This window comes from Nonomuraea sp. B19D2, from assembly GCF_040137845.1.
In the GTDB taxonomy this organism is placed as follows: Bacteria; Actinomycetota; Actinomycetes; order Streptosporangiales; family Streptosporangiaceae; genus Nonomuraea.
Window position 1 is genome coordinate 129,090 of the sequence record NZ_JBEFAK010000004.1, and the last position, 25,220, is coordinate 154,309.

The window sequence follows — 25,220 nt, forward strand, 5'->3', positions numbered from 1 at the left end:
GGGACGCACGTGAAGTCGATACGAGTGGCTGTGGCCGCCGCGGCGGTGGGCATCGCCCTGACCGCCTGCTCCTCCCCCATGCACGCCGGGGCCGCGGCCGTGGTGGGGAGCGAGCGCATCTCGACGAGCCAGCTCACCGCGGACGCGGAGGCGTACAAGGTCGCGTTGAAGAAGAACAACCTGGACGAGACGGCACTCGGTGTGCCGGTCACCCAGTACGTGCTGCAGCGGCTGGCCGACATCAGCGCGGCCAGGCAGTTCATGGCCCGCCGCAACGTGCAGGTGACCGAGAAGGAGATCGACGCCAAGCTCCAGGATCCCGGCCAGTACCAGAACCCCGAGATCAACCTGCTGGCCATGGGCGTCGCGCCGACCTATGCCCGCGAGTACGCGCGCACGACCGTCGGGATGACCAAGCTGCAGCAGGCGGCCGGACAGGGCGGCACGGACCAGCTGCGCAAGGAGTTCGCCGAGATCAAGGCGACCTTCAACCCCCGCTTCGGCGTGGTGAACCCGGCGCCGTCGCAGGAGAACCCGGCGCTGTTCGTCGACACGGGCAGGTTCGGCAAGGCCGCTCCCCAGCAGGCGCAGCAACCGCAGCAGGGCTGAGTCGTGCCGCTGATCGTCGTCACCACCTCGCCCAGGGTCGCGCCGGGCCTGCTGAGCCACCAGGCCTGGCAGGCGCTGCGCTCCGGGCCGGTGCTGACCGGCTCAGCCGCGCATCCGCAGCTCCCGTACCTGGCGGAGGCCGGCGTATCGGTCGAGGTCGCGGAGGTCGATCCGCGAGTGCTGGCGGTGCGGGCGGTCGGCGAGACCGTCGTGTGGCTCGCCTCGACGTCCGAGAAGGAGTCCGAGGACTTCATGCGCGCGGTGGGGCACGCCGCGATCGCGCTCGAGGAGCCGCCGCTGATCGAGGTGGTGCCGGGCTCGTACGACCTGCCAGGGGGGCGGGTGCTCGACCTGGTGGCGGTCATGGACCGGCTGCGCACCGAGTGCCCGTGGGACCGTAAGCAGACGCACGAGTCGCTGGTGCCGTACCTGCTCGAAGAGGCGTACGAGGTGCTGGAGACCATCGAGCAGGGCGACTACCCGGCGCTTCGCGAGGAACTGGGCGATCTGCTGCTGCAGGTGGTCTTCCACGCGCGGGTGGCCGACGATTTCGACATGGACGACGTGGCGGCCGGGATCGTGGAGAAGCTCGTCCGCCGCCACCCGCACGTCTTCGGCTCCGTACGGGCGGAGAGCGCCGACGAGGTCAACGACAACTGGGAAGCGATCAAGGCGGCCGAGCGGGCGGCCAAGGGGCGCGAGTCGGTGCTCGACGGCGTGCCCATGGGGCAGCCCGCGCTGTCTCTGGTCGCCCAGCTCCTGCGCCGCGCCTCCCGCGCCGGCGCGCCCGACTCGCTGGCGGCCGCCGTGGGGCAGGGGGTGGCCCGCGAGCTCTTCGACCTGGTCCGCCGTGCCGCCGACGGCGGTCTCGACGCCGAGGCCGAGCTCCGCGCCGCGGCGCGCACGTACCGGGACCGCGTCCACGCCTGGGAATCCGCCTGACACGTCGGGCTTCACCAGGGCACGGGCATGACCGGGCGGTGTGGCGTGCGGACGTACCGATAGGCTCTGATGGCATATCGCCTTTCCGATTTAGGAGCGCATCCCGTGGCAACCATCGAGGTCGTATACGCCCGCGAGATCCTTGACTCCCGAGGCAATCCCACGGTCGAGGTCGAGGTGGTGCTCGACGACGGCAGCACCGGTCGCGCGGCCGTGCCGAGCGGGGCGTCCACCGGCCAGTTCGAGGCAGTCGAGCTGCGTGACGGCGGCAAGCGCTATGGCGGCAAGGGCGTGGAGAAGGCCGTTCTCGCCGTGACCGACGAGATCTTCGAGGAGATCAACGGCATCGAGGCCGAGGACCAGCGCATCATTGACCAGATCATGATCGACCTGGACCGCACGCCCAACAAGGCCAAGCTCGGCGCCAACGCCATCCTGGGCGTGTCGCTGGCCGTCGCGAAGGCCGCCGCCGACAGCGCGGACCTGCCGCTCTTCCGCTACGTCGGCGGGCCGAACGCCCACGTGCTGCCCGTGCCGATGATGAACATCCTCAACGGCGGCGCCCACGCCGACACCAACGTCGACATCCAGGAGTTCATGATCGCGCCGATCGGGGCGGAGACGTTCCGTGAGGCCGTGCGCATGGGCACGGAGGTCTACCACGCGCTCAAGAGCGTGCTCAAGGAGAAGGGCTACGCCACGGGCCTGGGCGACGAGGGCGGTTTCGCGCCCAACCTGCCGTCCAACCGCGACGCGCTCGACCTCATCCTGGTCGCCATCGAGCGGGCCGGCTACGTGCCGGGTGACGACATCGCTCTCGCGCTCGACGTGGCCGCCTCCGAGTTCCACAAGGACGGCGTCTACACGATCGACGGCAAGGGCCTGTCGGCGCAGGAGCTGATCGCGTTCTACGAGGACCTGGTCGCCAACTACCCGCTGGTCTCCATCGAGGACCCGCTCGACGAGGAGGACTGGGCGGGCTGGAAGGCCATCACCGAGGCGCTCGGCGACAAGGTGCAGCTCGTCGGCGACGACCTGTTCGTCACCAACCCGGAGCGGCTCGAGCGCGGCATCAAGGAGGGCACCGCCAACGCCCTGCTGGTCAAGGTCAACCAGATCGGCACGTTGTCGGAGACGCTCGACGCCGTGGACCTGGCCCACCGCAGCGGCTACCGGTGCATGATGAGCCACCGTTCCGGCGAGACCGAGGACACGACGATCGCCGACCTGGCCGTCGCGGTCAACTGCGGCCAGATCAAGACCGGGGCCCCGGCCCGCTCCGACCGCGTGGCGAAGTACAACCAGCTGCTGCGCATCGAGGAGCTCCTCGACGACGCCGCCCGCTACGCGGGTCGCGCCGCGTTCCCGCGTTTCCGGCGCTAGTTTCGAGTACGGCCCCGCGAGGGAGCGCCGTCGCTTTCCTCGCCATGGAGGGAGCGTAGCGACCGGAATGGTGAGGAAAGCGACGGCTCCCCAGCGACCGAGCCGCCTCCGCGGAGCGGAGGCCATAAGCAGGGGGTAGACAGTTGGCGAAGAGACCGCAGTTGACCGGGCGGGCCGCCATCCTGGCCATTGTGGTGTGCGCGATCGCGATGAGCCTGGCCTACCCCGTGCGCGAGTACATCAGCCTGCGCCGCAGCATCGCCGAGCTCCGGGCGGAGAAGGCCAGGGTCGAGGCGGAGAAGCAGTCGCTGCTGGAGCGCGACCGGCAGACCTACGATCCCAACTGGATCAAGAAGACGGCCAAGGAGCGGCTGTTCTACTGCGGGCCGGGCGAGAAGTGCTACGTGGTGATGGAGCGGCAGCCGACCAAGGAGCAGGCGGCCGTGCAGCAGCAGCCGGCGGTGCCGCCGTGGTACCAGACGCTCTGGGAGTCGGTGGAGGCCGTCGACAAGGGCACGGGGCGCCGGGCCGTGACGGGGAAGGAAGGCGTTGGACAGTCCTGAGCGCAGGAGCTCGGCCCGAGAGAGCGAGGGACGAGCCGGCGAGGGCCGAAGCGGGCGCGACCATGAGCGCGACGTCGAGACGGTGCGACGGCAGCTCGGGCGGCCGCCCAGGGGGCTGCGCGCGGTGGCGCACCGCTGCCCGTGCGGCAACCCCGACGTGGTGGAGACCGCGCCGCGGCTGCCCGACGGCTCGCCCTTCCCGACTCTCTACTACCTGACCTGTCCCAAGGCGGCCTCGGCCATCGGCACGCTGGAAGGCTCGGGGCTGATGCGGGAGATGCAGGCCAGGCTGGCCACCGATCCCGAGCTGGCCGCCGCCTACCGGGCGGCGCACGAGGACTACGTCGCCAGGCGCGACAAGGCCGCGCAGGAGGAGGGCCTCGAGCCGCTGCCGCGCGACATGCAGAGCACCGGCGGCATGCCGCTGCGGGTCAAGTGCCTGCACGCGCTCGTCGCGCACGAGCTGGCGGCGCCGGGAGTCAACCCGTTCGGCAGGGAGGCGCTCGACGCGCTTCCCGAGTGGTGGAGTGACGGACCATGCGTGTAGCCGCCGTGGACTGCGGCACCAACTCCGTACGCCTGCTCGTCGCCGACGTGGGTGACGATCTCATCGACGACGTCGAACGGCGCATGGAGATCGTACGCCTCGGCCAGGGCGTCGACAGGACCGGCAGGCTGGCCCCCGACGCCTTGGAGCGCACGTTCAAGGCCATGCGCGCCTACCGCGAGCTGATCGACCGACACGGCGCCACCAGGACCCGCGTGGTGGCCACGAGCGCGACCAGGGACGCGGCCAACCGGCAGGAGTTCGTGGACGGGGTCCGCGAGATCTTCGGGGTCGAGCCGGAGGTCGTGCCGGGGGCCGAGGAGGCCGAGCTCTCGTTCGTCGGGGCGACCAAGGGCCTGGTGCGGCTGTCGCCCGAGACCGAGATGCCGCAGGGGCCGCTGCCCCCTTACCTGGTCGTGGACATCGGGGGCGGGTCCACCGAGTTCGTGGTCGGCGCCGAGCACGCCCAGGCCGCGCTGTCGGTGGACATCGGCTGCGTACGCCTGACCGAGCGGCACCTGAAGGACGCCGGAGACCCGCCTTCCGCGCCGGCCCTGGAGGCCGTGGTGGCCGACATCGAGGCGGCGCTCGACCGGGTCGAGGCGGAGGTGCCCGTCCAGCGGGCTCGCACGCTCGTGGGCCTGGCGGGCTCGGTGACGACGGTCGCGGGCATGGCGCTCGGCCTGCCTGCCTACGATTCGTCCAGGATTCACCACTCCCGGATTACTGCCGAGCAGGTTCACGAAGTGACGCGGCGATTGCTCGCGATGACCCATGGTGAGCGTGCCGAGGTGCCGGTCATGCATCCGGGAAGGGTCGATGTGATTGGCGCAGGGGCGCTAATACTTGACCGGATCGTACGACGTTTCGCGTTTTCCCAGGTCGTGGTTAGCGAGCACGACATCCTTGACGGCATTGCATGGACAATCGCCCGATAACTGAAGAAATCCGGACATTTCCGGTACATGTCATGAGTTGAGTGTGCAATCAGTATTGTGATTAGGTAAAGAGGCATTACGGGGGCTTTGCCATATCGCTGTGCACGGAAGGTGCTGGCGTGGCGACCGTTCCCGAGCGCGTACCTTCCCTCACGGAATGGAGCACTCTCACATGAAGTCTGTTGGGTTAGCACGTAGGGTGGCGGCGTTCGGCGCGTCCGCCGCGATGCTGGCCGCCATGGCGGCGGGCCTGGTCGCCAGCCCCGCCCAGGCGGCGACCAAGGCCAAGCCCAAGGTCTCGGTGGCGACGCCTTACGCGTCGGACCGGAACTACGAAGGATCCTGCCCGGTCACGGTCAACTTCGCGGCCAAGGTCAAGGTCACCACGGTCAAGAGCAAGACGAAGGTGGTCTACCGCTGGCTCCACGGCGACGGGTCCAAGGGCAGGATCAAGTCGTTCACGCTCAGGGGCAAGGGCACCAAGTGGGTGACGGTCAAGCAGTCCCTCACCTTCAGGGACGACGTCGAGGGCTGGGAGGCCGTCCAGGTCTTCGGTCCGAGGAAGGTCACCTCCAAGAAGACCTACTTCTCCGTCACCTGTCAGGAGCCGAAGGAGGTGCGCTCGCACCTCGACCCGCGGGTGTCGGCCCGCGCGTGGGCCAGCCCCGACTCGTACGTCGGCCCCTGCACCCCCGGCGACAAGATCGACTTCGTCGGCCTGATCCAGGCCAACACGCCGAGCTGGGTCCGTTACCGCTGGGTTCTCAACGGTGACGTGGTCGACTACGGCAAGGTCAAGGTCTACGACTCGCGCAAGGTCTACTTCGGCATCTCGCCGCGTCACAGCCAGCGCGGCTGGGCGCAGCTGCAGATCCTGAGCCCCGACGGCACCTCCTCCAACCGGGCCTACTACCGGGTCTGGTGCAAGGACGAGGCTCCGGACGCCAGGGTCTCCGCCTCCGCCTCGGTGTCGACCACCTCGGCCTGCACGCTCAACGCCATGGGCACCATCACCTCGACCGGTCGCGCCCGGGTCTCCTACACCTGGTCGCTGAACGGCAAGACGGTCTCCAGCGGCGCCGAGTACTTCGGCTGGGACGGTGGCACGAAGAGCGTTGACTCGTTCTCCAAGGCACTGACCGGCGATGACGCCAAGGGCGGCACCGTGACGCTGTCGATCACGGGTCCGAACAACAGCGCCACGATCACCAAGTCCTACGCGCCCTGCGCGACGCCGACCCCGACTCCCACCCCCTCCAGCTCCACCGGGGTGTGACCGAGGTCGCGTGACTGACTGAGAACCGGGCGGCACCCTAGGGCGCCGCCCGGTTTCTTGTTGCCACTACTTCGCTTTGCACAGTAGTGTTCTTTCCGTGGATCACAGCCAGCTTCTCAAGGGCGTGCTCGACCTCGCCGTGCTCGCCGTGCTCCACGAGCGCGACGGCTACGGATACGACGTGGTGCGCCGGCTCAGGGAGGCGGGCCTGGAAGAGGTGGGCGACGCCTCGGTCTACGGCACGCTGCGGCGCCTGTTCAAGGCCGGGGCGCTGACGTCATACGTGGTGGCCTCCGACGAGGGGCCACACCGCAAGTACTACGGGCTCAACGAGGTCGGCAGGGACATGTACGCCGCCTCGACCAAGACATGGGCCTCTTTCTCGGCCACCATGGCCTCCCTGCTCAAGGAGGGACAAGCATGACCCCCGACCAGTACGCGCAGGCCGTACGGGATGCCCTCGCCGGCCATCCCGACCGGGAGGAGCTGCTCGAAGACCTCGACGACCACCTGGCCGAGATCGCGGCGGAGTCGGATCTGCCGCTGGAGGACCGGCTGGGACGGCCGGAGGTCTACGCGGAGGAGCTGGCGGCGGCCTACGGAGACCGGCCTGAGAGCCGCAGGAAGCGCCGTCGGAGCCCTCGGGCGTGGGTGCTGGGCGCGCACACCAGGCTGATGGACCAGGGCCCGTACCGGAGCCTTGTGGGCTTCCTGCCGGAGCTGCGGCCCGGATGGTGGGTGCTGCGCGGCTACCTGCTGGCCATGCTGCTGCTGGCGGCCACCAGCGAGGGCGGGCTCGTCCCCGCGAACATCACGGGCTGGGCCCTGGTCGCGGCGGGCGTGTGCGCCTCGGTCTGGCTCGGCAGGCGGCGCAGGGGGCGGCTGGCCGCGGGGCTCGTGGCGGCGCTCAACCTGGTCGCGGCGCTGACGTTGTTCGCCGGGATGATCTCGGCCAGTTCGTACGACTCGGACCAGGCGTCCGTCGCCATGGTGGCGCCCCAGCAGGTGTGGGTGGACCCGGCGTCGTCCAACGAGGGCGTCTACAACATCAAGCCCTACGCCAAGGACGGCACCCCGCTCACCGACGTCTACCTCTACGACCAGGACGGCAAGCCGCTGACCACCAACCCCGAGGACTACGGCTACACGGTCGACCGGTCGTGCGGCGAGCCCATACTCAACCGCTACCCGCTGCCGCTGGTCCGAGACGGCTTTGAGGACCCGGAGACCGCTCCGGAGCCGAGGCCGACCTGCCCGACCGCCACGCCCGGTCCGAAACCCACCAAGTGATCGGGCACCATCGGTGTCATGAGCTTCGTACCTCCTGGCACCGGCTGGCCTGACGACCCGGCGACCGCCGACACCCCGGTCGCGCTCGACCCCGCGGACGTGCGCCGCCTCGCCGCCACCAGTGGCACCCTCGCGGAGCTCACGGCCCGGCAGTCCGTCTGCCGTGCCTGCCCCCGCCTGGTGGAATGGCGCGAGCAGGTCGCCGACGTGAGGCGGCGCGCGTTCGCGGACCAGACGTACTGGGGCCGTCCGGTCCCCGGCTGGGGTGACGAGCGGCCGCGGATCCTGATCGTCGGGCTCGCGCCGGCCGCGCACGGCGGCAACAGGACCGGGCGCATCTTCACGGGGGACCGCAGCGGCGACTGGTTGTTCGCCTCGCTGCACCGCAGCGGCCTGGCCGTACAGGAGACCAGCACGCACGCGGGCGACGGGCAGCGGCTCATCGGCGCGCGGGTCCTGGCGTCGGTGCGTTGCGCCCCGCCCGCGAACAAGCCCACGCCCGCGGAGAAAACCACGTGCTTCCCGTGGATGGCGCGCGAGGTGCAGCTCGTCGCGCCGTACGTGCGGGTGGTGGTGGCGCTCGGCGGCTACGCCTGGCAGGCCGTGTGGCCCGCGCTCAAGGACGCCGGTTACGAGCTGCCGCGCAGCAGGCCGCCGTTCGGGCACGGCGTCGAGGTCGAGGCCCGGTACGCCGGCGCGCCCGTCACGCTGATCGGCTGCTACCACCCCAGCCAGCAGAACACGTTCACCGGCCGCGTCACCGCCCAGATGCTGGACGACATCTTCACCAGGGCCAGGTCACTGGCTGTGTGACGCGTTGCACCACCCCCGGATTGGATTCATCAAGTGCGCTTGACGTAAGCTTGTGAATGCTTTCACAAGCACTCCACGAGGGATGGGGCCTCAGGATGAACAAGCACATCTTGATCGTCGGCGGTGGATACGTCGGCCTGTACACAGCGCTCCGGCTGCAGCGCAAACTCCATCGGGAGCTGCGCGGCGGCGAGGCACGCATCACGATCATCGACCCCCAGTCCTACATGACCTACCAGCCCTTCTTGCCTGAGGCGGCTGCGGGTAACCTCTCACCCAGGCACATGGTGGCGCCGCTGCGGCGGATCCTGCCCAAGGTGCAGATACTCAACGGCACGGTCACCAAGATCAACCACTCTGAGCGCACTGTCACGTTCCAACCGGCCGAGGGCGCCTCGCGGCAGGTGTCCTACGACGTGATCGTGATGGCGGCCGGATCGATCTCGCGCACGCTGCCCATCCCCGGTCTCACGGACATCGGCATCGGCTTCAAGACCGTGGGCGAGGCCATCGCGCTGCGCAACCGCGTGCTGTACCTGCTCGACCTGGCGGAGTCGACCGACGACCCCGAGGTGCGGCGCAGGGCGCTCACGTTCGTCGTGGTCGGGGCCGGGTTCGCCGGCGTCGAGGCGCTCGCCGAGCTGGAGGACATGGCCAAGCACTCGACGCGCTACTACCGCAACATCAGGCCGTCGGACATCCGCTGGGTGCTCGTGGAGGCGACCAAGCGGGTGCTGCCCGAGGTCGGCCCCGAGATGGGCAAGTGGACGCTGGAGCAGCTGCGCGAGCGCGGCATCGAGGTCAAGCTCGAGACCCGGCTGGAGTCCTGCGTCGGCGGCCACGTGATCCTCTCGGACGGCTCGGAGTTCGAGGCGGAGACACTCGTGTGGACCGCGGGCGTCAAGCCCAGCCCCGTCGTGAACGACAGCGACCTGCCGCTCGACGAGCGTGGCCGGATCAAGGCCACCGCCATGCTCACGGTCGCCGGCGTCTCCGGCGCCTTCGCGGCCGGAGACGCCGCAGGGGTGCCCGACGTGACGAACCCCGGCCAATTCTGCGCCCCGAACGCCCAGCACGCCGTCCGGCAGGCCAAGGTGCTGGCCGACAACATCGTCCGTCACCTGCGCGGACAGCAACTGGTCGAATACCGCCACAAGTATGTCGGATCGGTCGCCGGTTTGGGCCTTCACCAAGGCGTCGCCAATGTCTATGGCGTCAAGCTTCGCGGATTCCCTGCGTGGTTCATGCACCGCACCTACCATCTGTCGCGGGTGCCGACGCTGAACCGCAAGGTCCGCGTCGTCGTCGACTGGACCCTGGCCCTGTTCTTCAAGCGGGAGACGATCTCGCTGGGTGAGATGGAGCACCCGCGTGAGGACTTCAAGGCCGCGGTCGCGACGACCCGCCGCTAGCCCAGGCAAGGCAGCGCCCCGGCGAGCCTCGCCGGGGCGTTTCGGCACCCCTGGTCGCAAGCGGAAGGGGTACCACGGGTGGGGCTCTCAGCGGTGACCGTGCTCGGCGTCGACCGGCCCGGCGTGATCGCCGCAGTCACCGGTTCGCTCGCCGACTGCGGAGCGAACATCCAGGACTCGACGATGACGTTGCTCGGCGGCCATGTGGCGATGATGCTGCTGGTGTCGGGCGATCTGGACTCCGCCGAGCTCCTCAAACGCCTGTGCGCACCCGACCTCGTGGTGACCGCCTCCGCCATCGAGGCCCAGCGCCACTTCTGCGAGGAGGGAGGCGGCCTCGGCTATGTGCTGACCGTGCACGGGCCGGACCGGCCGGGGATCATCTCGGCCATCAGCGCGGTGCTGGCCGCGGACGGCGGCAACATCACCGGGATGAGCACCAGGCTCACCGGCCGCCTGTACGTGCTGATCGCCGACGTCGAGCTGCCGAAGGAGGTGGACGTGGCGGCGCTCATGCGCAGGCTGGCGGCCGTCGGCACGAGTCTGGACTCAGAGATCACTTTCCGCCCGGTCGAACCGGATCTGCTGTGAACGGGTGGGTCGGCTCGCGCTGGGCGGTGGCCGGAGCTCGCGCGGGGACCCCGCGCGAGGTGCTCGGCGCACCCCACCCTCTCCTGGCCGCCACGGCGGAGCCGGTCGATCCGACCGACCCCGAGATCGTGGCCGCCGCCGCCGACCTTCTCGCCACTCTGCGCCGGGAGACCTCCACGACCGGCCTGGCGGCCCCTCAGATCGGCCTGAGCTGGCGGCTGATCGCCTTTGACACCCGGCTCCACCCCAGAAGCCGTTCGTGGGCCGGAGAGCTCGTCCTGGCCAATCCACGGCTCGCCAGCGCCTCTCACTGGGACCCCGGGCGGGAGGGGTGCGCGTCAATCCCGGGGCTCACCGCAGATGTCCTGCGCGCCGGCCGTATCACCGTGCATGGGCATTTGCCAGGCACGGGCGAGCCCGTCACCATCGAAGCGGACGCCCTCGAAGCCCGCTGCATTCAGCACCAACTGGACCATCTGGACGGCCTACTCTTCTTGGACAGAGTGCCTGGAGCGCTATCCCTTCACCGCAGACTTCACAGTTGTGACTCTTGATGCGAAGTTGTGCTCCTCGGAAGTATGGTCTGTTTCGTATGATTGCGGCGCCCCCGTAGCCCAATGGCAGAGGCAAACCCCTTAAAAGGGTTGACGTGCGGGTTCGAATCCCGCCGGGGGCACTTGCCGTCTTCCATCGCCTTTGGGTCTCTGACCTGGAGGTTTACCGCGATCGTCGGACGGCCTTGCTACGGCCGATATCGAGTTGTTACGGAGCCGGGCGCTCAGCGGCCGCAACGCCCCTGGTTGCAGGGGATGCCGGCGTTGGCGAGGTGCCGGTCGAGCCGCTCGTGGAGAGGGCGAGTAAGCTCAGATGGGCGTCGTTTGCTTTTAACCTCTGACCATATTGACAAGGCGCGGTTTTTCTGCATCTTCCGGCTTCTCCAGGGCGTTTCTTTCTGTGAATGCTCGGCTACAACCTTACTGCCGGTCTTTTCGCGCGGACGGACAGTAAAAGGCGCTTGCGCCGGGCTCGCCCGCCCTGCGCCCGCCGCCGGAGGCTGGATGATCTTGAAATAAGCCCGATGACCTTGGGAACTCGGCGGCGGGCCCGTTCGTTGAGATCGCTGCCGAAGTCCCGAATGAACATCGATCTGATACGCCAGTTGACCAAGGTGCCGCTGCGCCCCGTAGGCTCGGCGTCACAGGAGGCAGCGATGGAGAGCAAGAACCCCGTTTTCAGCAGGTCGCGGCAGCAGGCCGCGGGCTGGGCTGGGCCGACACCGTCACCCAGCCAGTTGCAGAACATGTACGACGCTCCGTCGTACGCTCAGCCCACCCGGCCCGCGTACCGCACCATGACGCTCGACGACGTCGTCGTGCGCGGATTCCTCACCCTGGGGGCGCTCGTCGTGGCAGCGGCCGCGGCGTGGATCCTCAACGTCCCGCCCATGGTCGCCATCGGCGCCGCCGTGGTCGCGATGGTCCTGGGGCTGATCGCCTCGTTCACGCAGAGCACCAACCCGGCGCTCATCCTGGCGTACGCCGCCTTCGAGGGCGTGTTCCTCGGCAAGATCAGCTCCGTCTTCGAGGGCCTCGTCAGCGGCATCGTGCTGCAGGCCGTGCTCGGCACGGCCTTCGCGTTCGGCGCGGTGCTGACGGTCTACTCGTTGCGGATCATCCGCGTCACGCCCAAGCTCGTGAAGTTCGGCCTCGCCGCCGGCATCGCGGCGCTCGGGCTGCTGCTGGTCAACATGCTCGTCGGCCTGTTCGCCGAGGGCGGCCTCGGCCTGCGCACCGACAGCCCGATCGGCTGGGCGTTCAGCATCGTCATGATCCTGATCGGCTGCTTCTTCCTGCTGCTCGACTTCGACTCGATCGAGCAGGGCGTCAAGCAGGGCGCGCCGGAGAAGTTCGCCTGGCAGTGCGCGTTCGGCCTGACGCTGAGCCTGGTCTGGATCTACCTCGAGGTGCTCCGTTTCGTCAGCTATTTCACCAGTAGCGACTGATCGTTAACCTCTGCTTCACCATCGAGGGCCTCGCCGTTCCGGCGGGGCCCTCGCCGTATGCGACCGAAAATCTACTTGCCGTCACAAAATGATGCCTGGTTGGGGGGTTGCCATTCGGACGTCGGTGTTGCAATGTCGAGCCAAGGACCGTTATCCGCGGAGGTGCCCATGTCCTTGAACCACTCACCGGAGACGCAGACAAAGCTCATCGCCAGAGTCCCGACCATCACGGGACGCGAACTCCCAGAGTGGTTCCAAGCCATCGACAACGGCCCGGCCTTCCTGAGGTGCGACGAACGGGCCAACTGGCTCGCCGACGAGCACGGGCTGTCCCACGGCTATGCCGCCGCGATCGTGCACGAGCACGAGCGGCACCGCCGTAACCGCATGGGCTTCATCTAAGCCCATCCAACCTCGCGCCCGTGCCCGAAGCGCGGGCGCGTCATCATGGCTGGATGGATCTCGACAAGGCACTCGCCTTCCTCCGCACCAACCACCACGCCATCCTTCTCACCAGGCATCGCGATGGGCGCCCGCAGATGTCTCCGGTGACCGCCGGGGTGGCGGGTGACCAGATCGTCATCAGCACCCGGGAGACGGCCGTCAAGGTGCGCAACGTCCGCCGCGACCCGAACGTCGCCCTCTGCGTCTTCACGAACGCCTTCTACGGCGACTGGATCCAGGTGGACGGCACGGCCGACATCCTCTCGCTCCCGGACGCCATGGAGAGCCTGGTGTCGTACTATCGCGACATCTCAGGCGAGCACCCGGACTGGGACGACTACCGCGCCGCCATGATCCGCGAACGCCGCGTCCTTCTCCGCATCTCCCCGGCCCACGCCGGTCCGGACTTCCGCGGCTGACTCCACCTGGAGCCCGCACGGCGCCGGCGCTACACGTACGGCGCCTGCGCCGTGACGGACGGAGGGCCGGAACTCAGCTCAGCCGCTCAAGGATCATCGCCATGCCCTGGCCACCGCCGACGCACATCGTCTCGAGCCCGATGGACTTGTCGTGGTGCTGCAGGCTGTTGATCAGCGTGGACGTGATGCGCGCCCCCGTCATCCCGAACGGGTGCCCCACGGCGATGGCCCCGCCGTTCACGTTGAGCCGCTCCAGCGGGATCCCCAGATCACGATAGGACGGGATCACCTGTGCCGCGAAGGCCTCGTTGATCTCCACGAGGTCGATGTCCTCGATCGCCATCCCCGCCCGCGAGAGCGCCTGCTTGGAGGCCTCCACCGGCCCCAGCCCCATGATCTCCGGGGACAGCCCCGTGACGCCGGTCGAGACGATCCGGGCCAGCGGCGTGATCCCCAGCTCGGCGGCCTTCACGTCGCTCATCACGACGACGGCCGCCGCGCCGTCGTTCAGCGGGCAGCAGTTGCCGGCGGTCACGGTCCCGTCGGGCCGGAAGACCGGCTGGAGGGCGGCGACCTTCTCGTACGTCGTCCCCGCCCGCGGCCCGTCGTCCTTCTCCACCACCGTTCCGTCGGGCAGCGTCACCGGCGTGATGTCCTTCGCCCAGAACCCGTCGGCCAGCGCCTTCTCCGCCAGGTTCTGCGAGCGCACCCCGAACTCGTCCTGGTCCCGCCGCGTGACCCCCTTGAGCTGGGCGAGGTTCTCGGCAGTCTGCCCCATCGCGAGGTAGATGTCGGGAACGTCGCCGTCCTCGCGCGGGTCGTGCCACACCCTCCCGCCCTCGCTGAAGGCCTTGGTACGGGCCACGGCCTCCGTGAAGATCGGGTTCTGCGTGTCGGGCAGCGAGTCGGAGTTTCCCTTGGTGAACCGGGACACCGTCTCCACCCCGGCCGACACGAACACGTCGCCCTCGCCCGCCTTGATCGCGTGGAACGCCATCCGCGTGGTCTGCAGCGACGAGGAGCAGTACCGCGTCACGGTCGTGCCGGGCACGTTGTCCAGCCCGAGCAGCACCGACACCACCCGGGCCATGTTGAACCCCTGCTCGCCCCCGGGCAGCCCGCACCCCAGCATGATGTCGTCGATCGACGAGGGATCGAGCTGGGGCACCTTGGCCAGCGCCGCCTGGATCATCTGCACGGTCAGGTCGTCGGGGCGGATCTCCTTGAGCGAGCCCTTGAAGGCCCGGCCGATCGGGGAACGCGCGGTAGCGACGATGACTGCCTCGGGCATGGCCCCTCCTTTGTCGGTGCTACAGATAGAACTATATTCGGGTCCTATCCGTACATACCCGGAGCGGTCGCGGTTTGGTCGTTGACGGCGTGGATCGCCCCCTTCTCGTCGCGCCACAGCCGCCACCCGTCCTGGCTGCCCGTGAACCACGGGGGCGGCACGACGTCGCCCTGGACCCGCTTGCCGGTGGCGAGGTCGTACTCGCAGACGGCGGCCGTCGAGTAGAAGCCCGGTGCCTGCCCCCGCAGCGCCAGTGGCTTGGGATCGGTGACGCAGAAGGACCAGCCGCGCTGCTCCTCGACCGGCACGGGCTTGCCCGAGGCCAGGTCGAACGCCGAGCCCTTGGCGTTGTGCTTGAGGAAGCCCAGCTTGTCCATCCGGTCGGGGAAGGCCAGCCACCAGCCGGAGCCGGGGACGTCGGTCGCGGTGATCTGCCCGAGCACCCGGCCGCTCTCCGACTCCAGCCGGGCGAAGCCGCCGTAGGCCCCCTGGCGGTCGACGGGGCGCACGACGGGCGCGTAGCCGGGGTTGCCGCTGGGGTAGACGCGGACGACAGAGGGGCGCATCCAGCTGATCGTCCCGTCGCCGATCTTGACGGAGAAGAGGCCGAAGGTGGAGACCTTCTTGGTCTGCGGGTTGGTGTAGGGGGCGACGTAGCCGACCAGGTTGTCACCCGCCGCGCCGAACGCCCATCCGCCCGACATGTCGATGCCCGGGCCGAGCGCCTGCTCGATCGGCTGCTGCCACTGGAGCTTGCCGGTCTTGAGCTCGTACGACTCGATCATGGGGTTGGCGGCCAGCCTGAGCAGCAGGACCCGGGCCGGGTCCGACCACTCCACCTCGGAGATCCCCGGCAGCTTCCACAGGAGCTTGCCCGTGGCCGGGTCGAGCACCACCGTGCGGGCCTTGGCCAGGGCGGTGTGCTCGGACACGCAGACGTACGGGCCGCAGCGCTGCGGCCCGAACGTCGAGTGCATCGGCCTGGTCCACTTCTGCGCCCCCGAACGGGCGTCGCGGGCGATGAGCGTGGCGTTCCAGCGGCCGCTCTTGGCCGGGTCGAGCGCGACGACCACTCCTTGCCCCTGGGCCGTCTCCACGATCGCGGGGGTCGAGACACCCATGCCGGGCAGGCGGCCCGCCATCGTCGCCGGGTGCGCCCACAGCCGCTTGCCGTCGCGGAGGCCGACGGCGACGGTCTCGAGTGTGCCGTCGGGCTTCATGGCGGTGGCGGCGACCACCCCGCCCGCCACCGCCATCCGGCTGACGACGTTGACCTGGGTGTTCTGCCAGGTCGGGAAGTTCGTGGTGGTGGCCGCGTCGCTGCCGGAGCAGGCGGTCGCGGCGAGGGTTCCTATGAGGGTTCCTGCGAGGGCGATGGACGGTTTCCAGGGGGGCCGCTGCACGGGCAATCCACTCCAAAGAGGACGAGGAGTGGCGACTCCGGCGCGCAGAGTAACCGGCACCGGGCGTGTCCCGCCTGGCCTGAGCGTCGGACGTCAGGCGTCGTCGAGCGTCTCGTCGAGCCTGGACGTCAGACGCCGGCCGTCGTCGAACGTCACGCCGAGCCGCCGGCGGAGCAACGTCGCCCACTTCCCGTGCAGGCCCGTCGCCCGCCCGTCGACCCGGGTCGCGGTGACCTCGGTGCCGGGCTCCTCCGCGGCCGTAGCCGCCGCGAGGTAGATCGGTTGCAGTGCTTCGCCACGTGCGGGACGCGGCTCAGGCCACAGCCCCAACGCAGCGCACACCGACGGTAGCACTGCGTTAGCGGCCTGCGCGTAACCTCGGGCAGATGGATGGAATCGATCCGGTCCGAACATTTCTGTCGGATTTGTAGCGAACTCTGGCCCCAGGACGTCGGCGAACGCCACCGTACGGCCGCCCGCGTCGACCACCGCCACCGTCTGCGCCGCCGCGAGCTGGCGGCTCCAGCGCCGCGTCACCCAGCGCAGCGGCTGCGCGATCGGCCGCACCGTGCCGAGATCGGGACAGGTGCCCACGACCACCTCGGCCCCCGCGTCACGCAGCCGCCGCACGGCCTTGGTCAGATGGCGTACGGCGATCGCCGGCGGCGTCTGCGTGATGATGTCGTTGGCCCCCACGAAGATCACCGCCACGTCGGGCTCCATGGCCAGGGCATTGTCCACCTGCTCTCCCAGCTCGGACGACGGCGTGCCCGACTTGCCGACGACGAGCAGGTGCACCGGACGCTCCGCCACCGAGGCCAGGCCGTTCGCGAGCAGCACACCCGGGGTGTCGCCGTGCTCCGTCATGCCGAGCCCGACGGAGGTGGAATCGCCGAGCATGGCCATCTTGAGCGGTTCGCCGGGGAAGTCGCCGTACGTGCCGTCGGACGGCGGCCCGTCGAGCCCGTGCGGGCGCCCGATGGCCTTGCGCGCGAGCAGCCCTTCGGCGATCAGCAGACCGTATGCCGTGGCGCCGAGCGCGGTCAGCCCGCCACCACCGAGCGCCGCCGCGGCGGCGATCTTGCGTGCCGCGCGCGCCATACCAGCTGGCCAGACCACGGTACGTGTCCTCCTAGTCGGACTCGGCGGTAGCGTTTGCTTGAAAACTAGTCGAGGGCCTGCCACCCCCAATGGATCTCGGCCACAGACAAGCTGACCAAGCTTCGGCAAAGAAGGTGAACACCTCGGTGCGCGTTTACGATTCCCTGGTCGATCTGATCGGGAACACTCCGCTCGTCCGGCTGCACAAAGTCAATGCGGGGTTGCCCGCCCAGGTGCTGGCCAAGGTCGAGTATCTCAATCCGGGAGGCTCGGTCAAGGACCGCATCGCGGTACGGATGATCGAGGCCGCGGAGGCGTCGGGCGCGCTGCGTCCCGGCGGCGTGATCGTCGAGCCGACTTCCGGCAACACCGGCGTGGGGCTGGCGATCGTGGCTCAGCAGAAGGGGTACCGGTGCCTGTTCGTGGTGCCGGACAAGGTGGCCCAGGACAAGATCTCGGTGCTGCGGGCGTACGGGGCGGAGGTCGTGGTCTGCCCGACCGCTGTCTCGCCCGATCACCCTGACTCGTACTACTCGGTGTCCGACCGGCTGGCCCGCGAGGTGCCGAACGCCTGGAAGCCCGACCAGTACTCCAACGTCAACAATCCCGACTCCCACTACCACTCGACGGGTCCGGAGATCTGGGAGCAGACCGAGGGCCGGATCACCCACTTCGTCGCGGGCATCGGCACCGGCGGCACGATCAGCGGCACCGGCCGCTACCTCAAGGAGATCTCCGACGGGCGGGTGAAGATCATCGGGGCCGACCCCGAGGGCTCGGTCTACTCGGGCGGCACCGGCCGGCCGTACCTCGTGGAAGGGGTCGGCGAGGACATCTGGCCGGCCACGTACGACACCAAGATCTGCGACGAGATCATCGCGGTGTCCGACAAGGAGTCGTTCAACATGACCCGCCGGCTGGCCCGCGAGGAGGGGCTCCTGGTCGGCGGCTCGTGCGGGATGGCGGTCGTGGCGGCGCTGCGCGTGGCGGCCAAGGCAGCGCCCGACGACGTGATCGTCGTGCTGCTGCCCGACGGCGGCCGCGGCTACCTGTCGAAGATCTTCAACGACGACTGGATGGCCGACTACGGCTTCCTGACCACGTCCTCCGAAGAGGGGCTGGTCGGCGACGTGCTGTCCAGGAAGGGGCCGGGGCTGCCGGAGTTCGTGCACGCGCATCCGCACGAGTCCGTCAAGACCGCCATCTCGATCATGCGCGAATACTCGGTCTCCCAGCTCCCGGTGATGAAGGAGGAGCCGCCGGTCATGGCGGCCGAGGTGGTCGGCTCCATCGTCGAGCGCGACCTCCTCGAAGCCCTCTATCACGGCAGGCTCTCCTCCGATGACCCGATCGCCGATCACATGTCAGCGCCGCTACCCATGATCGGCAGCGGTGAACCTGTGTCCCGTGCGGTTGAAGCGCTGGAGAAGGCCGATGCGGCGGTCGTGCTGGAGGACGGCAAGCCATCGGGCCTGATCACCAGGCAGGACCTGCTCGCCTTCCTGGCGAACCACTAGGGCTTTCTGATCGACTCGATCACGGTGCCGAGGCCCTCGTGGCCGCGGCCCTCGGCGTCGGCGCGCTCGAACAGCGCCTTGAGCGCGCCCGGCACCGTGGTCTCCAGCCCGGCCTCGGCCAGCGCCTCGACGGCGTGGCCGAGGCCGACGGCCTGCATGTGCAGGGAGTTCTCCCCGCCCGGATATTCGCCGGCCTCGAAGGCGTCGGCCAGGATCTTGGCGTACCCCATGGGGCCGTCGCTGCCGAGCTGGGTGAACAGATCCCGGGCGAACGGCAGGAACTCCATCGGCGAGGTGCCGGCCGTGCGCAGCAGCGCCATGGCGTGCATGAAGCTGGTCAGGCTCGACCAGAAGATCAGCAGCTGGGCCTGGTAGTACATCATCGCCAGGCCCTGGTCCGGCCCGACGTAGGTGACCTCGCTCAGCGCCTCAAGCGTCCCGGCGTGCCGGTCGAGGACCTCCTTGGGGCCGCTGTAGAAGGTGTACGCGCCCGGCTGCCCGATCCCGGGCGGCGGGACCATGATGCCCGCCGTGATGAGCGTGCCACCGCGCTCCTCCACCCACCTGGCGGCCCTGCGCAGCGCCTCCGGGGTGTCGGAGCTGAGGTTGACCACCACCTTCCCGTCCAGCCTGGCGTCGCCGAGGCTGTCGTACATCGCCTGGTAGCTGATCTGGCTGACCACCAGCAGCTCGCCGTCCGCCGCGCTCGCCGCCTGCCTGGCGCCCTTGGCGACCAGCGGCGCTGCCTTGCTCGCCGTACGGTTCCACACCGCCACCTCGTGCCCGGCGGCCAGCAGCGTCTCTGCCATCTTCGACCCCATCGGGCCGAGTCCCACGACTGTCACATGACTCATGCCCCTCACCCTCGGATACGCCGCTACGGAAATCCTTCGGCCCCGCTACGGGTTGGTCATGACGTGGTGCGTTTCGGGGTGCTGGGGCCGCTGGAGGTCTGGGCGGAGGACGGCTCGCCGGTCCGGGTGGCCGAGCCCAAGGTGCGCGCGCTCCTGGCCGACCTGCTGGCGCACGGGGGCGGGCCGGTCTCCGCCGACCGGCTGATCGACGACCTCTGGGGCGCCCGGCCCGGCCGCAACCCGGTCGGCACTCTCCAGGCCCGCGTCTCCCAGCTCCGCCACTCGCTCGGCGATCCTCGTTCGGTCGTGCACGGGCCCGCCGGATACCGCCTGGCCGTTGCCGACTCCGACGCTCTGCGCTTCCGGTCCCTGGTGGAGCGGCGATCCCCTGGTCTCCGTCTGCGCGCCGCCGAGCTGGACCACGCCCTGAGCCTGTGGCGCGGGCCCGCGTACGCCGACTTCGCCGACGCCGGCTTCGCGCGCGCCGAGGCGGCGCGCCTGGAGGAGACGCGCCTGGCGGCGCTGGAGGAGCAGGCGGAGGTGCGGCTGGAGCTGGGCGAGCCGGTGGACCTGGGCGACCTGGTGGCTCGTCACCCGTTGCGCGAACGGCTGGTGGCCTCGCACATGAAGGCGCTCTACCGGGGCGGGCGGCAGAGCGAGGCCCTGGCTGTTTACGGCGAGTTGCGGCGGCGGCTGGGGGAGGAGCTCGGGCTGGACCCGTCGCCCGCGCTGGCCGAGCTCCACCAGGCCATCCTCCGCCAGGACCGGGGGCTGGCGACCCGGGACTTCGCCCGTGTTCCGGACGCGCCCGGGCCTCGTACCAACCTGCCCGCGCCGTTGACCGAACTGATCGGGCGGGACGCCGAGCTGGCCGAGGTGGGCGAGCTGCTGGCAAGCTCCCGCCTGGTGACGCTCACCGGGCCGGGCGGCGTCGGCAAGACCAGGCTCGCCCTGGCCGCCGCCGCGGCCGTATCGGGCTTCCCCGACGGGGTGTGGCTGGTCGAGCTGGCGGGCGCGATCGATGTGGCGGAGGCGGTCGCAGCCGTGCTGGGCGTCCGGGACGACGACGCAGTCGCGCTGGCGCCCAGGCTGGCCGGGGCGCTGGCGGGCAAGCGCATGCTGCTCGTCCTCGACAACTGCGAGCATCTGGTCGGCCAGGCGGCCGGGCTGGTCTCCGCCCTGCTGCGGACGGCCCCGGGGCTCCGCGTGCTCGCCACGAGCCAGGAGCCGCTGGGCGTGACGGGCGAGCAGGTACGCGTGGTGCCGCCCCTGCCCGAACCCGAGGCTGTACGGCTCTTCACGGCCAGGGCGAACGTCGACCCGAGCGAGAGCGTGGCCACCATCTGCAGCCGGCTCGACGGCATCCCGCTGGCCCTGGAGCTGGCCGCCACCCGCGTACGCGCCCTGGGGGTGAAGGAGCTGGCGGACCGGCTGGATGACCGGTTCAGGCTGCTCAGCGCCGGGATGCGGGACGCGCCCGCGAGGCAGCGCACGCTCCGGGCGATGATCGACTGGAGCTGGGAGCTGCTTTCCGGCCCCGAGCGCGTCGTGCTGCGGCGGCTGGCCGTACACGCCGACGGGTGCACGCTGGACGCGGCCGAGCAGGTGTGCGCCGAGCCCGGCGTGGACGTGCTCGACACGCTGGCCAGGCTGGTGGACCGGTCACTGGTCGTACGCGTGCCCGGGCCGCGTTTCCGGCTGCTGGAGTCCGTGACGGCGTACTGCGTGGAGCGGCTGCGGGAGGCGGGCGAGCACGACGCGATCAGGGAGCGCCACGCCCGCTACTACACCGCCCTGGCCGAACGGGCCGACCTCAGAGGGCCGGGGCAGCGCGAGTGGCTCGCCCGGCTCGACGCCGAGAGCGCCAACCTCCGGCTCGCCCTCGCGGGACCGGAGCCGCTACGCCTGGTCAACGCCCTCGCCTGGTACTGGTTCCTGCGCGGCCGGCTCCGCGAGGCCCGCCGCTCCCTGGCCGCGGCCCTGGCGACACACAGCACGCCCAGCCCGGCTGCCACTGAAGGCGTGGCGGCGGCGGAGGCGGCGCGGGTCTCTGTGTGGCTGGCCGGGATCGAGTTGCTGATCGGCGAGCCGGCCTCGCCGGTGCGCCAGGCCGAGCTCGATCCGGCGGGCGCCGCGCTGGCCGACTGGTTCCTGAGTCACGTCCGGTGGGCCTACGGCGACAGGCAGGCGCACGAGGCCGCGGCCGAGCGGGCGCTGGCGGCGTACCAGGAGCTGGGCGATCAGTGGGGTGTGGCGGCGGCGCTCTGCCTGCGCGGCAAGCTCGCCGTCGGCCGGGGCGACCTGGCGGCGATGGAGCGGGACGGGGAACGGGGGCTGGCGATCTTCAGGGAGCTGGGCGACGAGTGGGGGCAGATCGAGGCCATGGATGTGCTCGACCGGGCGGCCGAGATCCGGGGGGACTACCCGAAGGCGGCCCGGCTGCGCGAGCAGGCGCTGCGGCCGGCCGAGGAGCTGGGGTTCGAGGTGTCGTTCAAGCTGGCCGCCCTGGGCAGGATCGCGATGCTGGCGGGCGACTACGAGCGGGCCGACGACTACCACGAGCGCGCCAGGAGGGTGGCGGTCGAGCAGTCGTACAAGTCGGCCGAGGAGAACGCCGTGCTCGGCCTCGCCATGAGCGCCAGGCGGCAGGGCAGGTACGAGCAGGCGGAGTCGTACCTGCTGTCGCTGCTGGACTGGCTGCGGCGGGTGCGGGGGACGCCGGGGATCGCGTTCGTCATGGCGGAGCTGGGCTTCGCCGCCGAGCAGCGCGGTGCCGCGGCGACCGCGCTGGCCAGGCAGCGCGAAGGGTACGAGGCCGCGCGGGCGACCGCAGATCCCCGCGCGATCGCGCTGGCACTCGAGGGCCTGGCCGGAGCCCTGTCACTCGCGCCCGGCAGCCGCTCTGGGACGCCCCTGGAGGCGGCCAGGTTGATCGGGGTGGCCGCCGCCACGCGGCGAGCCGTGGGAGCGCCCCTGCCGGTGGGCGAGCGGCACGACGTGGAGCGGATCGGCCGGAGGCTACGTGCCATCTTGGGCGACGAGGCGTTCGAGCAGGCGCTGAGGGAGGGACGCGAGCAGGCTCTAGGGGAGCGGGAACTCGGCGGCCACCTCCCAGGCGCCTTGCGGGGAGGGGCCCGCGTAGAGCCGGCCGCCCAGCGCCTCGACCCGTTCGGCCATCCCCACCAGCCCGAACCCGCCGCCGAGGCGGGAGACCCGCGGATCTGACGCGGCCCCGAAGTTCCGCACCCGCAGCACCACCGCCTTCTCGCGGCGCCGCAGATCCGCTTCGACCCAGGCGGCGCGGGAGGCGTGCTTGCGCACGTTCGTGAGCGCCTCCTGGAGCACCCGGTGCAGGGTGGTCATGACCTCCGGCGGCAGCGTGTGATCGTCCAGCCCCTGCCCGATCTCGAACGCCACCTTCGGCCCGTCAGCGGAGAACCGGTCGGTCAGCATCCGCAGGTCGGCCAGCGTGACGCCGGGCTTGCGGGCCGCGTCGTCCTCGGTACGCAGCACCGTGACCATGCGCCGCATCGAGGTCAGCGCCTCCGAACCGGCCGCGGCGATGGCGTCGAGCGCGGGCGTGACCGCCTCCGGGCTGGTCTCGGCGACCGTTCGCGCGGCCTGGGCCTGGACCACGATGCCCGTGATGTAGTGGGCCACCAGGTCGTGCAGCTCCCTGGCCAGCTCGAGCCGTTCCGCCCGCCGTACCGAGTGGACGGCCTCCACGCGGCGCTCCTGCTGGAAGCGGAGGTAGCCGCCGACGCCCGCCGCCGTCGACCACCCCGCGAACAGCAGGAACGAGAACACCAACCCCGCGTTGTGGTACTGGCGCCCGACGGCCTCGGCCATCAGCACGATCAGTCCCACGCACGCGAGCACCGCCGCCCGCCGGACCGGCTCCACGTGCCGCAGCACGCCGATGATCAGGATGAGCAGAGACCCGGTCTCCGCCATGCCGGGCGCGGCCACGAGCCCGCTGCTCCCGAGCACGATCGACGTGCAGAGAGACAGGGCCAGCAGGGCGCTGAACCCTTCGACCCGGCGCTTGCGCCGCAGCATCACGGCCGCGATGCCGCTCGCGCCGCAGAAGGGCACGAGCCACTGGAAGCTCCCGATGCCGACGGCCAGCGCGAGGTCGAGCAGCAGCATCATGCCCAGCCAGCCGATCATGGCGATCTCGCTGAGCCGCCGGATCCAGTACACGATGCGCTTGGTCTCCCCCACGGCCCCGAGCCTAGGCCGGAAGTCGTACATGTCGTATCAACCGTTCGGCCGAGCCGGGCCGCCAGAGACCAATCCTTCAGCGGAGGCGGAAGCCAGGGGGCGTACCCGATGCTGGGATATGTCGGAAGGGGACAGCAAATGGTGGTTATCGGGTTCGTGTTGCTGGGTGTCGGGCTGCTGGTCGGGGTGCTGCTCGCGCTGGCCGACCCAGTTCTGCTCTCCCGCATCAACGGGGAGGCCGCGGAGGGCGGCAGCGGCCGGTTCGTCGAGGCGGACATCGTACGGCTCGAGCGCCGCCAGGACCGCAACGAGCCGCAGGCGGCCTGAGGACCTGGCTCGCGCGGGCATGGTGCACGAGCCATCGCGGGGCCGTTGGGGGACGGCGTCCCGCGAGCGGCCCGCGATCCGGAGGGGACGGATCGCGGGCCGACTTCCATTAACGTGGCCTCTATGAGCAACGGTTTTGAGACGCTGGCCATCCACGCAGGTCAAGAGCCCGACCCGGTGACGGGCGCGGTCGTTCCGCCTATCTACGCGACGTCCACGTACAAGCAGGACGGTGTGGGGGGCCTGCGTTCCGGATATGAGTACAGCCGCTCGGCCAACCCCACCAGGACGGCGCTGGAAGAGGCGCTGGCGGCGGTGGAGGGCGGCGTGCGCGGGCTGGCGTTCGCCTCGGGGCTGGCCGCCGAGGACACCCTGCTGCGCACAGTGTGCAAGCCGCAGGACCACGTCATCATCCCCAACGACGCGTACGGCGGGACGTACCGGCTGTTCGCCAAGGTCCACCAGCGCTGGGACCTGCACTACGACCCGGTCCCGCTGCACAACCTCGACGCCGTGGCGGCGGCGATGACGCAGAAGACGAAGATCGTCTGGGTCGAGACCCCCACCAACCCGCTGCTCGGCATCGCCGACATCGCCGGGCTGGCGCAGCTGGCCCACGACAACGGTTCGCTGCTGGTGGTCGACAACACCTTCGCGTCGCCGTACCTGCAGCAGCCCCTCTCCCTGGGGGCGGATGTCGTCGTCCACTCGACCACCAAGTACGTGGGCGGGCACTCCGACGTGGTCGGCGGCGCGCTGATCACCGTCGATCGCGGGCTGGGTGAGGAGCTGGCCTACCACCAGAACGCGATGGGCGCGGTGGCGGGGCCCTTCGACGCGTGGCTGACGCTGCGCGGGCTCAAGACGCTCGGCGTACGCATGGACCGCCACTGCGACAACGCCGAGCGCGTCGTCGACCTGCTGCTGGCCCACCCCCGGGTGACCCAGGTGCTCTACCCGGGGCTGGCCGAGCACTCGGGGCACGAGGTGGCGGCCAAGCAGATGAGGCGGTTCGGGGGCATGGTGTCGTTCCGCGTCGCCGGGGGCGAGGCGGAGGCCGTGGAGGTGTGCAACCGGGCGAAGCTCTTCACGCTGGGCGAGTCGCTGGGCGGAGTGGAGTCGCTGATCGAGCATCCGGGCAGGATGACGCACGCCTCGGCGGCCGGGTCGCCGCTCGAGGTGCCCAGCGACCTGGTGCGGCTGTCGGTCGGCATCGAGACCATCGACGACCTGCTCGCGGACCTCACGCAGGCGCTCGGGTAAGCGTCTGAAGG

At 70.2% G+C, this 25,220-nt stretch carries 24 protein-coding genes, 1 tRNA gene and 1 pseudogene; 21 read left to right on the forward strand and 5 right to left on the reverse strand.

Translation table 11 applies throughout. The features are described from left to right. Nucleotides 1-9 precede the first annotated feature (9 nt). From ABN273_RS09910 to ABN273_RS09990, 17 genes are all read left to right on the forward strand, one after another. Nucleotides 10-609, forward strand: a complete 600-nt coding sequence (locus tag ABN273_RS09910; RefSeq protein WP_349448381.1) for a hypothetical protein — start codon at nt 10-12, stop codon at nt 607-609. 3 nt (nt 610-612) lie between these two features. Then, the gene (locus ABN273_RS09915) at nt 613-1,551 is read left to right on the forward strand and encodes a nucleoside triphosphate pyrophosphohydrolase (RefSeq protein ID WP_349448382.1); all 939 of its coding nucleotides are present in this window, start codon (nt 613-615) and stop codon (nt 1,549-1,551) included. Between the two features lie 105 nt (nt 1,552-1,656). Beyond that, nucleotides 1,657-2,934, forward strand: coding sequence for a phosphopyruvate hydratase (eno, locus tag ABN273_RS09920; RefSeq protein WP_349448383.1), 1,278 nt, complete (start codon nt 1,657-1,659; stop codon nt 2,932-2,934). A 143-nt stretch (nt 2,935-3,077) separates the two neighbouring features. Then, nucleotides 3,078-3,497 carry an FtsB family cell division protein gene (locus ABN273_RS09925; RefSeq protein WP_349448384.1) on the forward strand — a complete coding sequence of 140 codons (420 nt, stop codon included), beginning with the start codon at nt 3,078-3,080 and terminating at the stop codon, nt 3,495-3,497. Between the two features lie 82 nt (nt 3,498-3,579). After that, nucleotides 3,580-4,044, forward strand: coding sequence for a DUF501 domain-containing protein (locus ABN273_RS09930; RefSeq protein WP_349448621.1), 465 nt, complete (start codon nt 3,580-3,582; stop codon nt 4,042-4,044). Next, entirely contained in the window at nt 4,035-4,982 is a 948-nt protein-coding gene (locus ABN273_RS09935; protein WP_349448385.1) for a Ppx/GppA phosphatase family protein, read from the forward strand. Before ABN273_RS09930 ends, ABN273_RS09935 begins: the two co-directional genes overlap by 10 nt. A gap of 172 nt (nt 4,983-5,154) precedes the next feature. Beyond that, nucleotides 5,155-6,258, forward strand: coding sequence for a hypothetical protein (locus tag ABN273_RS09940; RefSeq protein WP_349448386.1), 1,104 nt, complete (start codon nt 5,155-5,157; stop codon nt 6,256-6,258). Between the two features lie 97 nt (nt 6,259-6,355). After that, complete coding sequence (locus ABN273_RS09945) at nt 6,356-6,682, forward strand: PadR family transcriptional regulator (protein ID WP_349448387.1); 327 nt, start codon at nt 6,356-6,358, stop codon at nt 6,680-6,682. Next, nucleotides 6,679-7,548 carry a hypothetical protein gene (locus tag ABN273_RS09950; RefSeq protein ID WP_349448388.1) on the forward strand — a complete coding sequence of 290 codons (870 nt, stop codon included), beginning with the start codon at nt 6,679-6,681 and terminating at the stop codon, nt 7,546-7,548. The genes ABN273_RS09945 and ABN273_RS09950 overlap by 4 nt, the downstream gene beginning before the upstream one ends. Before the next feature lie 18 nt (nt 7,549-7,566). Continuing rightward, nucleotides 7,567-8,361: a uracil-DNA glycosylase gene (locus ABN273_RS09955; RefSeq protein ID WP_349448389.1), complete on the forward strand. Its 795-nt coding sequence runs from the start codon at nt 7,567-7,569 to the stop codon at nt 8,359-8,361. A 95-nt stretch (nt 8,362-8,456) separates the two neighbouring features. After that, nucleotides 8,457-9,773, forward strand: coding sequence for an NAD(P)/FAD-dependent oxidoreductase (locus ABN273_RS09960; protein ID WP_349448390.1), 1,317 nt, complete (start codon nt 8,457-8,459; stop codon nt 9,771-9,773). A 78-nt stretch (nt 9,774-9,851) separates the two neighbouring features. Further along, nucleotides 9,852-10,364: a glycine cleavage system transcriptional repressor gene (locus ABN273_RS09965; protein WP_349448391.1), complete on the forward strand. Its 513-nt coding sequence runs from the start codon at nt 9,852-9,854 to the stop codon at nt 10,362-10,364. Continuing rightward, nucleotides 10,361-10,918 carry a peptide deformylase gene (locus ABN273_RS09970; protein ID WP_349448392.1) on the forward strand — a complete coding sequence of 186 codons (558 nt, stop codon included), beginning with the start codon at nt 10,361-10,363 and terminating at the stop codon, nt 10,916-10,918. Before ABN273_RS09965 ends, ABN273_RS09970 begins: the two co-directional genes overlap by 4 nt. Before the next feature lie 49 nt (nt 10,919-10,967). Then, nucleotides 10,968-11,040, forward strand: a tRNA-Leu gene (locus ABN273_RS09975). Between the two features lie 534 nt (nt 11,041-11,574). Then, a complete protein-coding gene (locus ABN273_RS09980; RefSeq protein ID WP_349448393.1) occupies nt 11,575-12,366 on the forward strand; it encodes a Bax inhibitor-1/YccA family protein in 792 nt (263 codons plus the stop codon). A 168-nt stretch (nt 12,367-12,534) separates the two neighbouring features. Next, nucleotides 12,535-12,768, forward strand: a complete 234-nt coding sequence (locus ABN273_RS09985) for a DUF4287 domain-containing protein (RefSeq protein ID WP_349448394.1) — start codon at nt 12,535-12,537, stop codon at nt 12,766-12,768. A 53-nt stretch (nt 12,769-12,821) separates the two neighbouring features. After that, complete coding sequence (locus ABN273_RS09990) at nt 12,822-13,229, forward strand: PPOX class F420-dependent oxidoreductase (protein WP_349448395.1); 408 nt, start codon at nt 12,822-12,824, stop codon at nt 13,227-13,229. Between the two features lie 73 nt (nt 13,230-13,302). On the opposite strand, the gene ABN273_RS09995 is transcribed toward ABN273_RS09990, so the two are convergent. The 3 genes from ABN273_RS09995 to ABN273_RS10005 all read right to left on the reverse strand — a co-directional run bounded on the left by ABN273_RS09995 (nt 13,303) and on the right by ABN273_RS10005 (nt 17,042). Continuing rightward, entirely contained in the window at nt 13,303-14,520 is a 1,218-nt protein-coding gene (locus ABN273_RS09995) for an acetyl-CoA C-acetyltransferase (protein ID WP_349448396.1), read from the reverse strand. A 44-nt stretch (nt 14,521-14,564) separates the two neighbouring features. Next, nucleotides 14,565-15,923, reverse strand: a complete 1,359-nt coding sequence (locus ABN273_RS10000) for an outer membrane protein assembly factor BamB family protein (protein WP_349448397.1) — start codon at nt 15,921-15,923, stop codon at nt 14,565-14,567. A 93-nt stretch (nt 15,924-16,016) separates the two neighbouring features. Continuing rightward, entirely contained in the window at nt 16,017-17,042 is a 1,026-nt protein-coding gene (locus ABN273_RS10005) for an SGNH/GDSL hydrolase family protein (protein WP_349448398.1), read from the reverse strand. Between the two features lie 128 nt (nt 17,043-17,170). On the opposite strand from ABN273_RS10005, the gene ABN273_RS10010 reads away from it, so the two are divergent. Further along, the gene (locus ABN273_RS10010; RefSeq protein WP_349448399.1) at nt 17,171-18,541 is read left to right on the forward strand and encodes a cystathionine beta-synthase; all 1,371 of its coding nucleotides are present in this window, start codon (nt 17,171-17,173) and stop codon (nt 18,539-18,541) included. Here the strand turns inward: ABN273_RS10010 and ABN273_RS10015 are convergent. Further along, complete coding sequence (locus ABN273_RS10015) at nt 18,538-19,395, reverse strand: NAD(P)-dependent oxidoreductase (RefSeq protein WP_349448400.1); 858 nt, start codon at nt 19,393-19,395, stop codon at nt 18,538-18,540. The two genes, ABN273_RS10010 and ABN273_RS10015, sit on opposite strands and share 4 nt — an antisense overlap. Before the next feature lie 63 nt (nt 19,396-19,458). On the opposite strand from ABN273_RS10015, the gene ABN273_RS10020 reads away from it, so the two are divergent. Continuing rightward, on the forward strand, nt 19,459-22,620 hold the full coding sequence (locus tag ABN273_RS10020; RefSeq protein ID WP_349448401.1) for an AfsR/SARP family transcriptional regulator: 3,162 nt from the start codon (nt 19,459-19,461) through the stop codon (nt 22,618-22,620). Here the strand turns inward: ABN273_RS10020 and ABN273_RS10025 are convergent. Further along, nucleotides 22,543-23,649: pseudogene (locus tag ABN273_RS10025) on the reverse strand (sensor histidine kinase); the annotation flags it as partial. The gene ABN273_RS10020 and the pseudogene ABN273_RS10025 sit on opposite strands and share 78 nt — an antisense overlap. Nucleotides 23,650-23,757: 108 nt before the next feature. On the opposite strand from ABN273_RS10025, the gene ABN273_RS10030 reads away from it, so the two are divergent. Both ABN273_RS10030 and ABN273_RS10035 read left to right on the forward strand, forming a co-directional pair. Next, on the forward strand, nt 23,758-23,946 hold the full coding sequence (locus ABN273_RS10030) for a hypothetical protein (RefSeq protein WP_349448402.1): 189 nt from the start codon (nt 23,758-23,760) through the stop codon (nt 23,944-23,946). Nucleotides 23,947-24,069: 123 nt separating this feature from the next. Beyond that, nucleotides 24,070-25,209: a cystathionine gamma-synthase gene (locus ABN273_RS10035; protein WP_349448403.1), complete on the forward strand. Its 1,140-nt coding sequence runs from the start codon at nt 24,070-24,072 to the stop codon at nt 25,207-25,209. Nucleotides 25,210-25,220 lie beyond the last annotated feature (11 nt).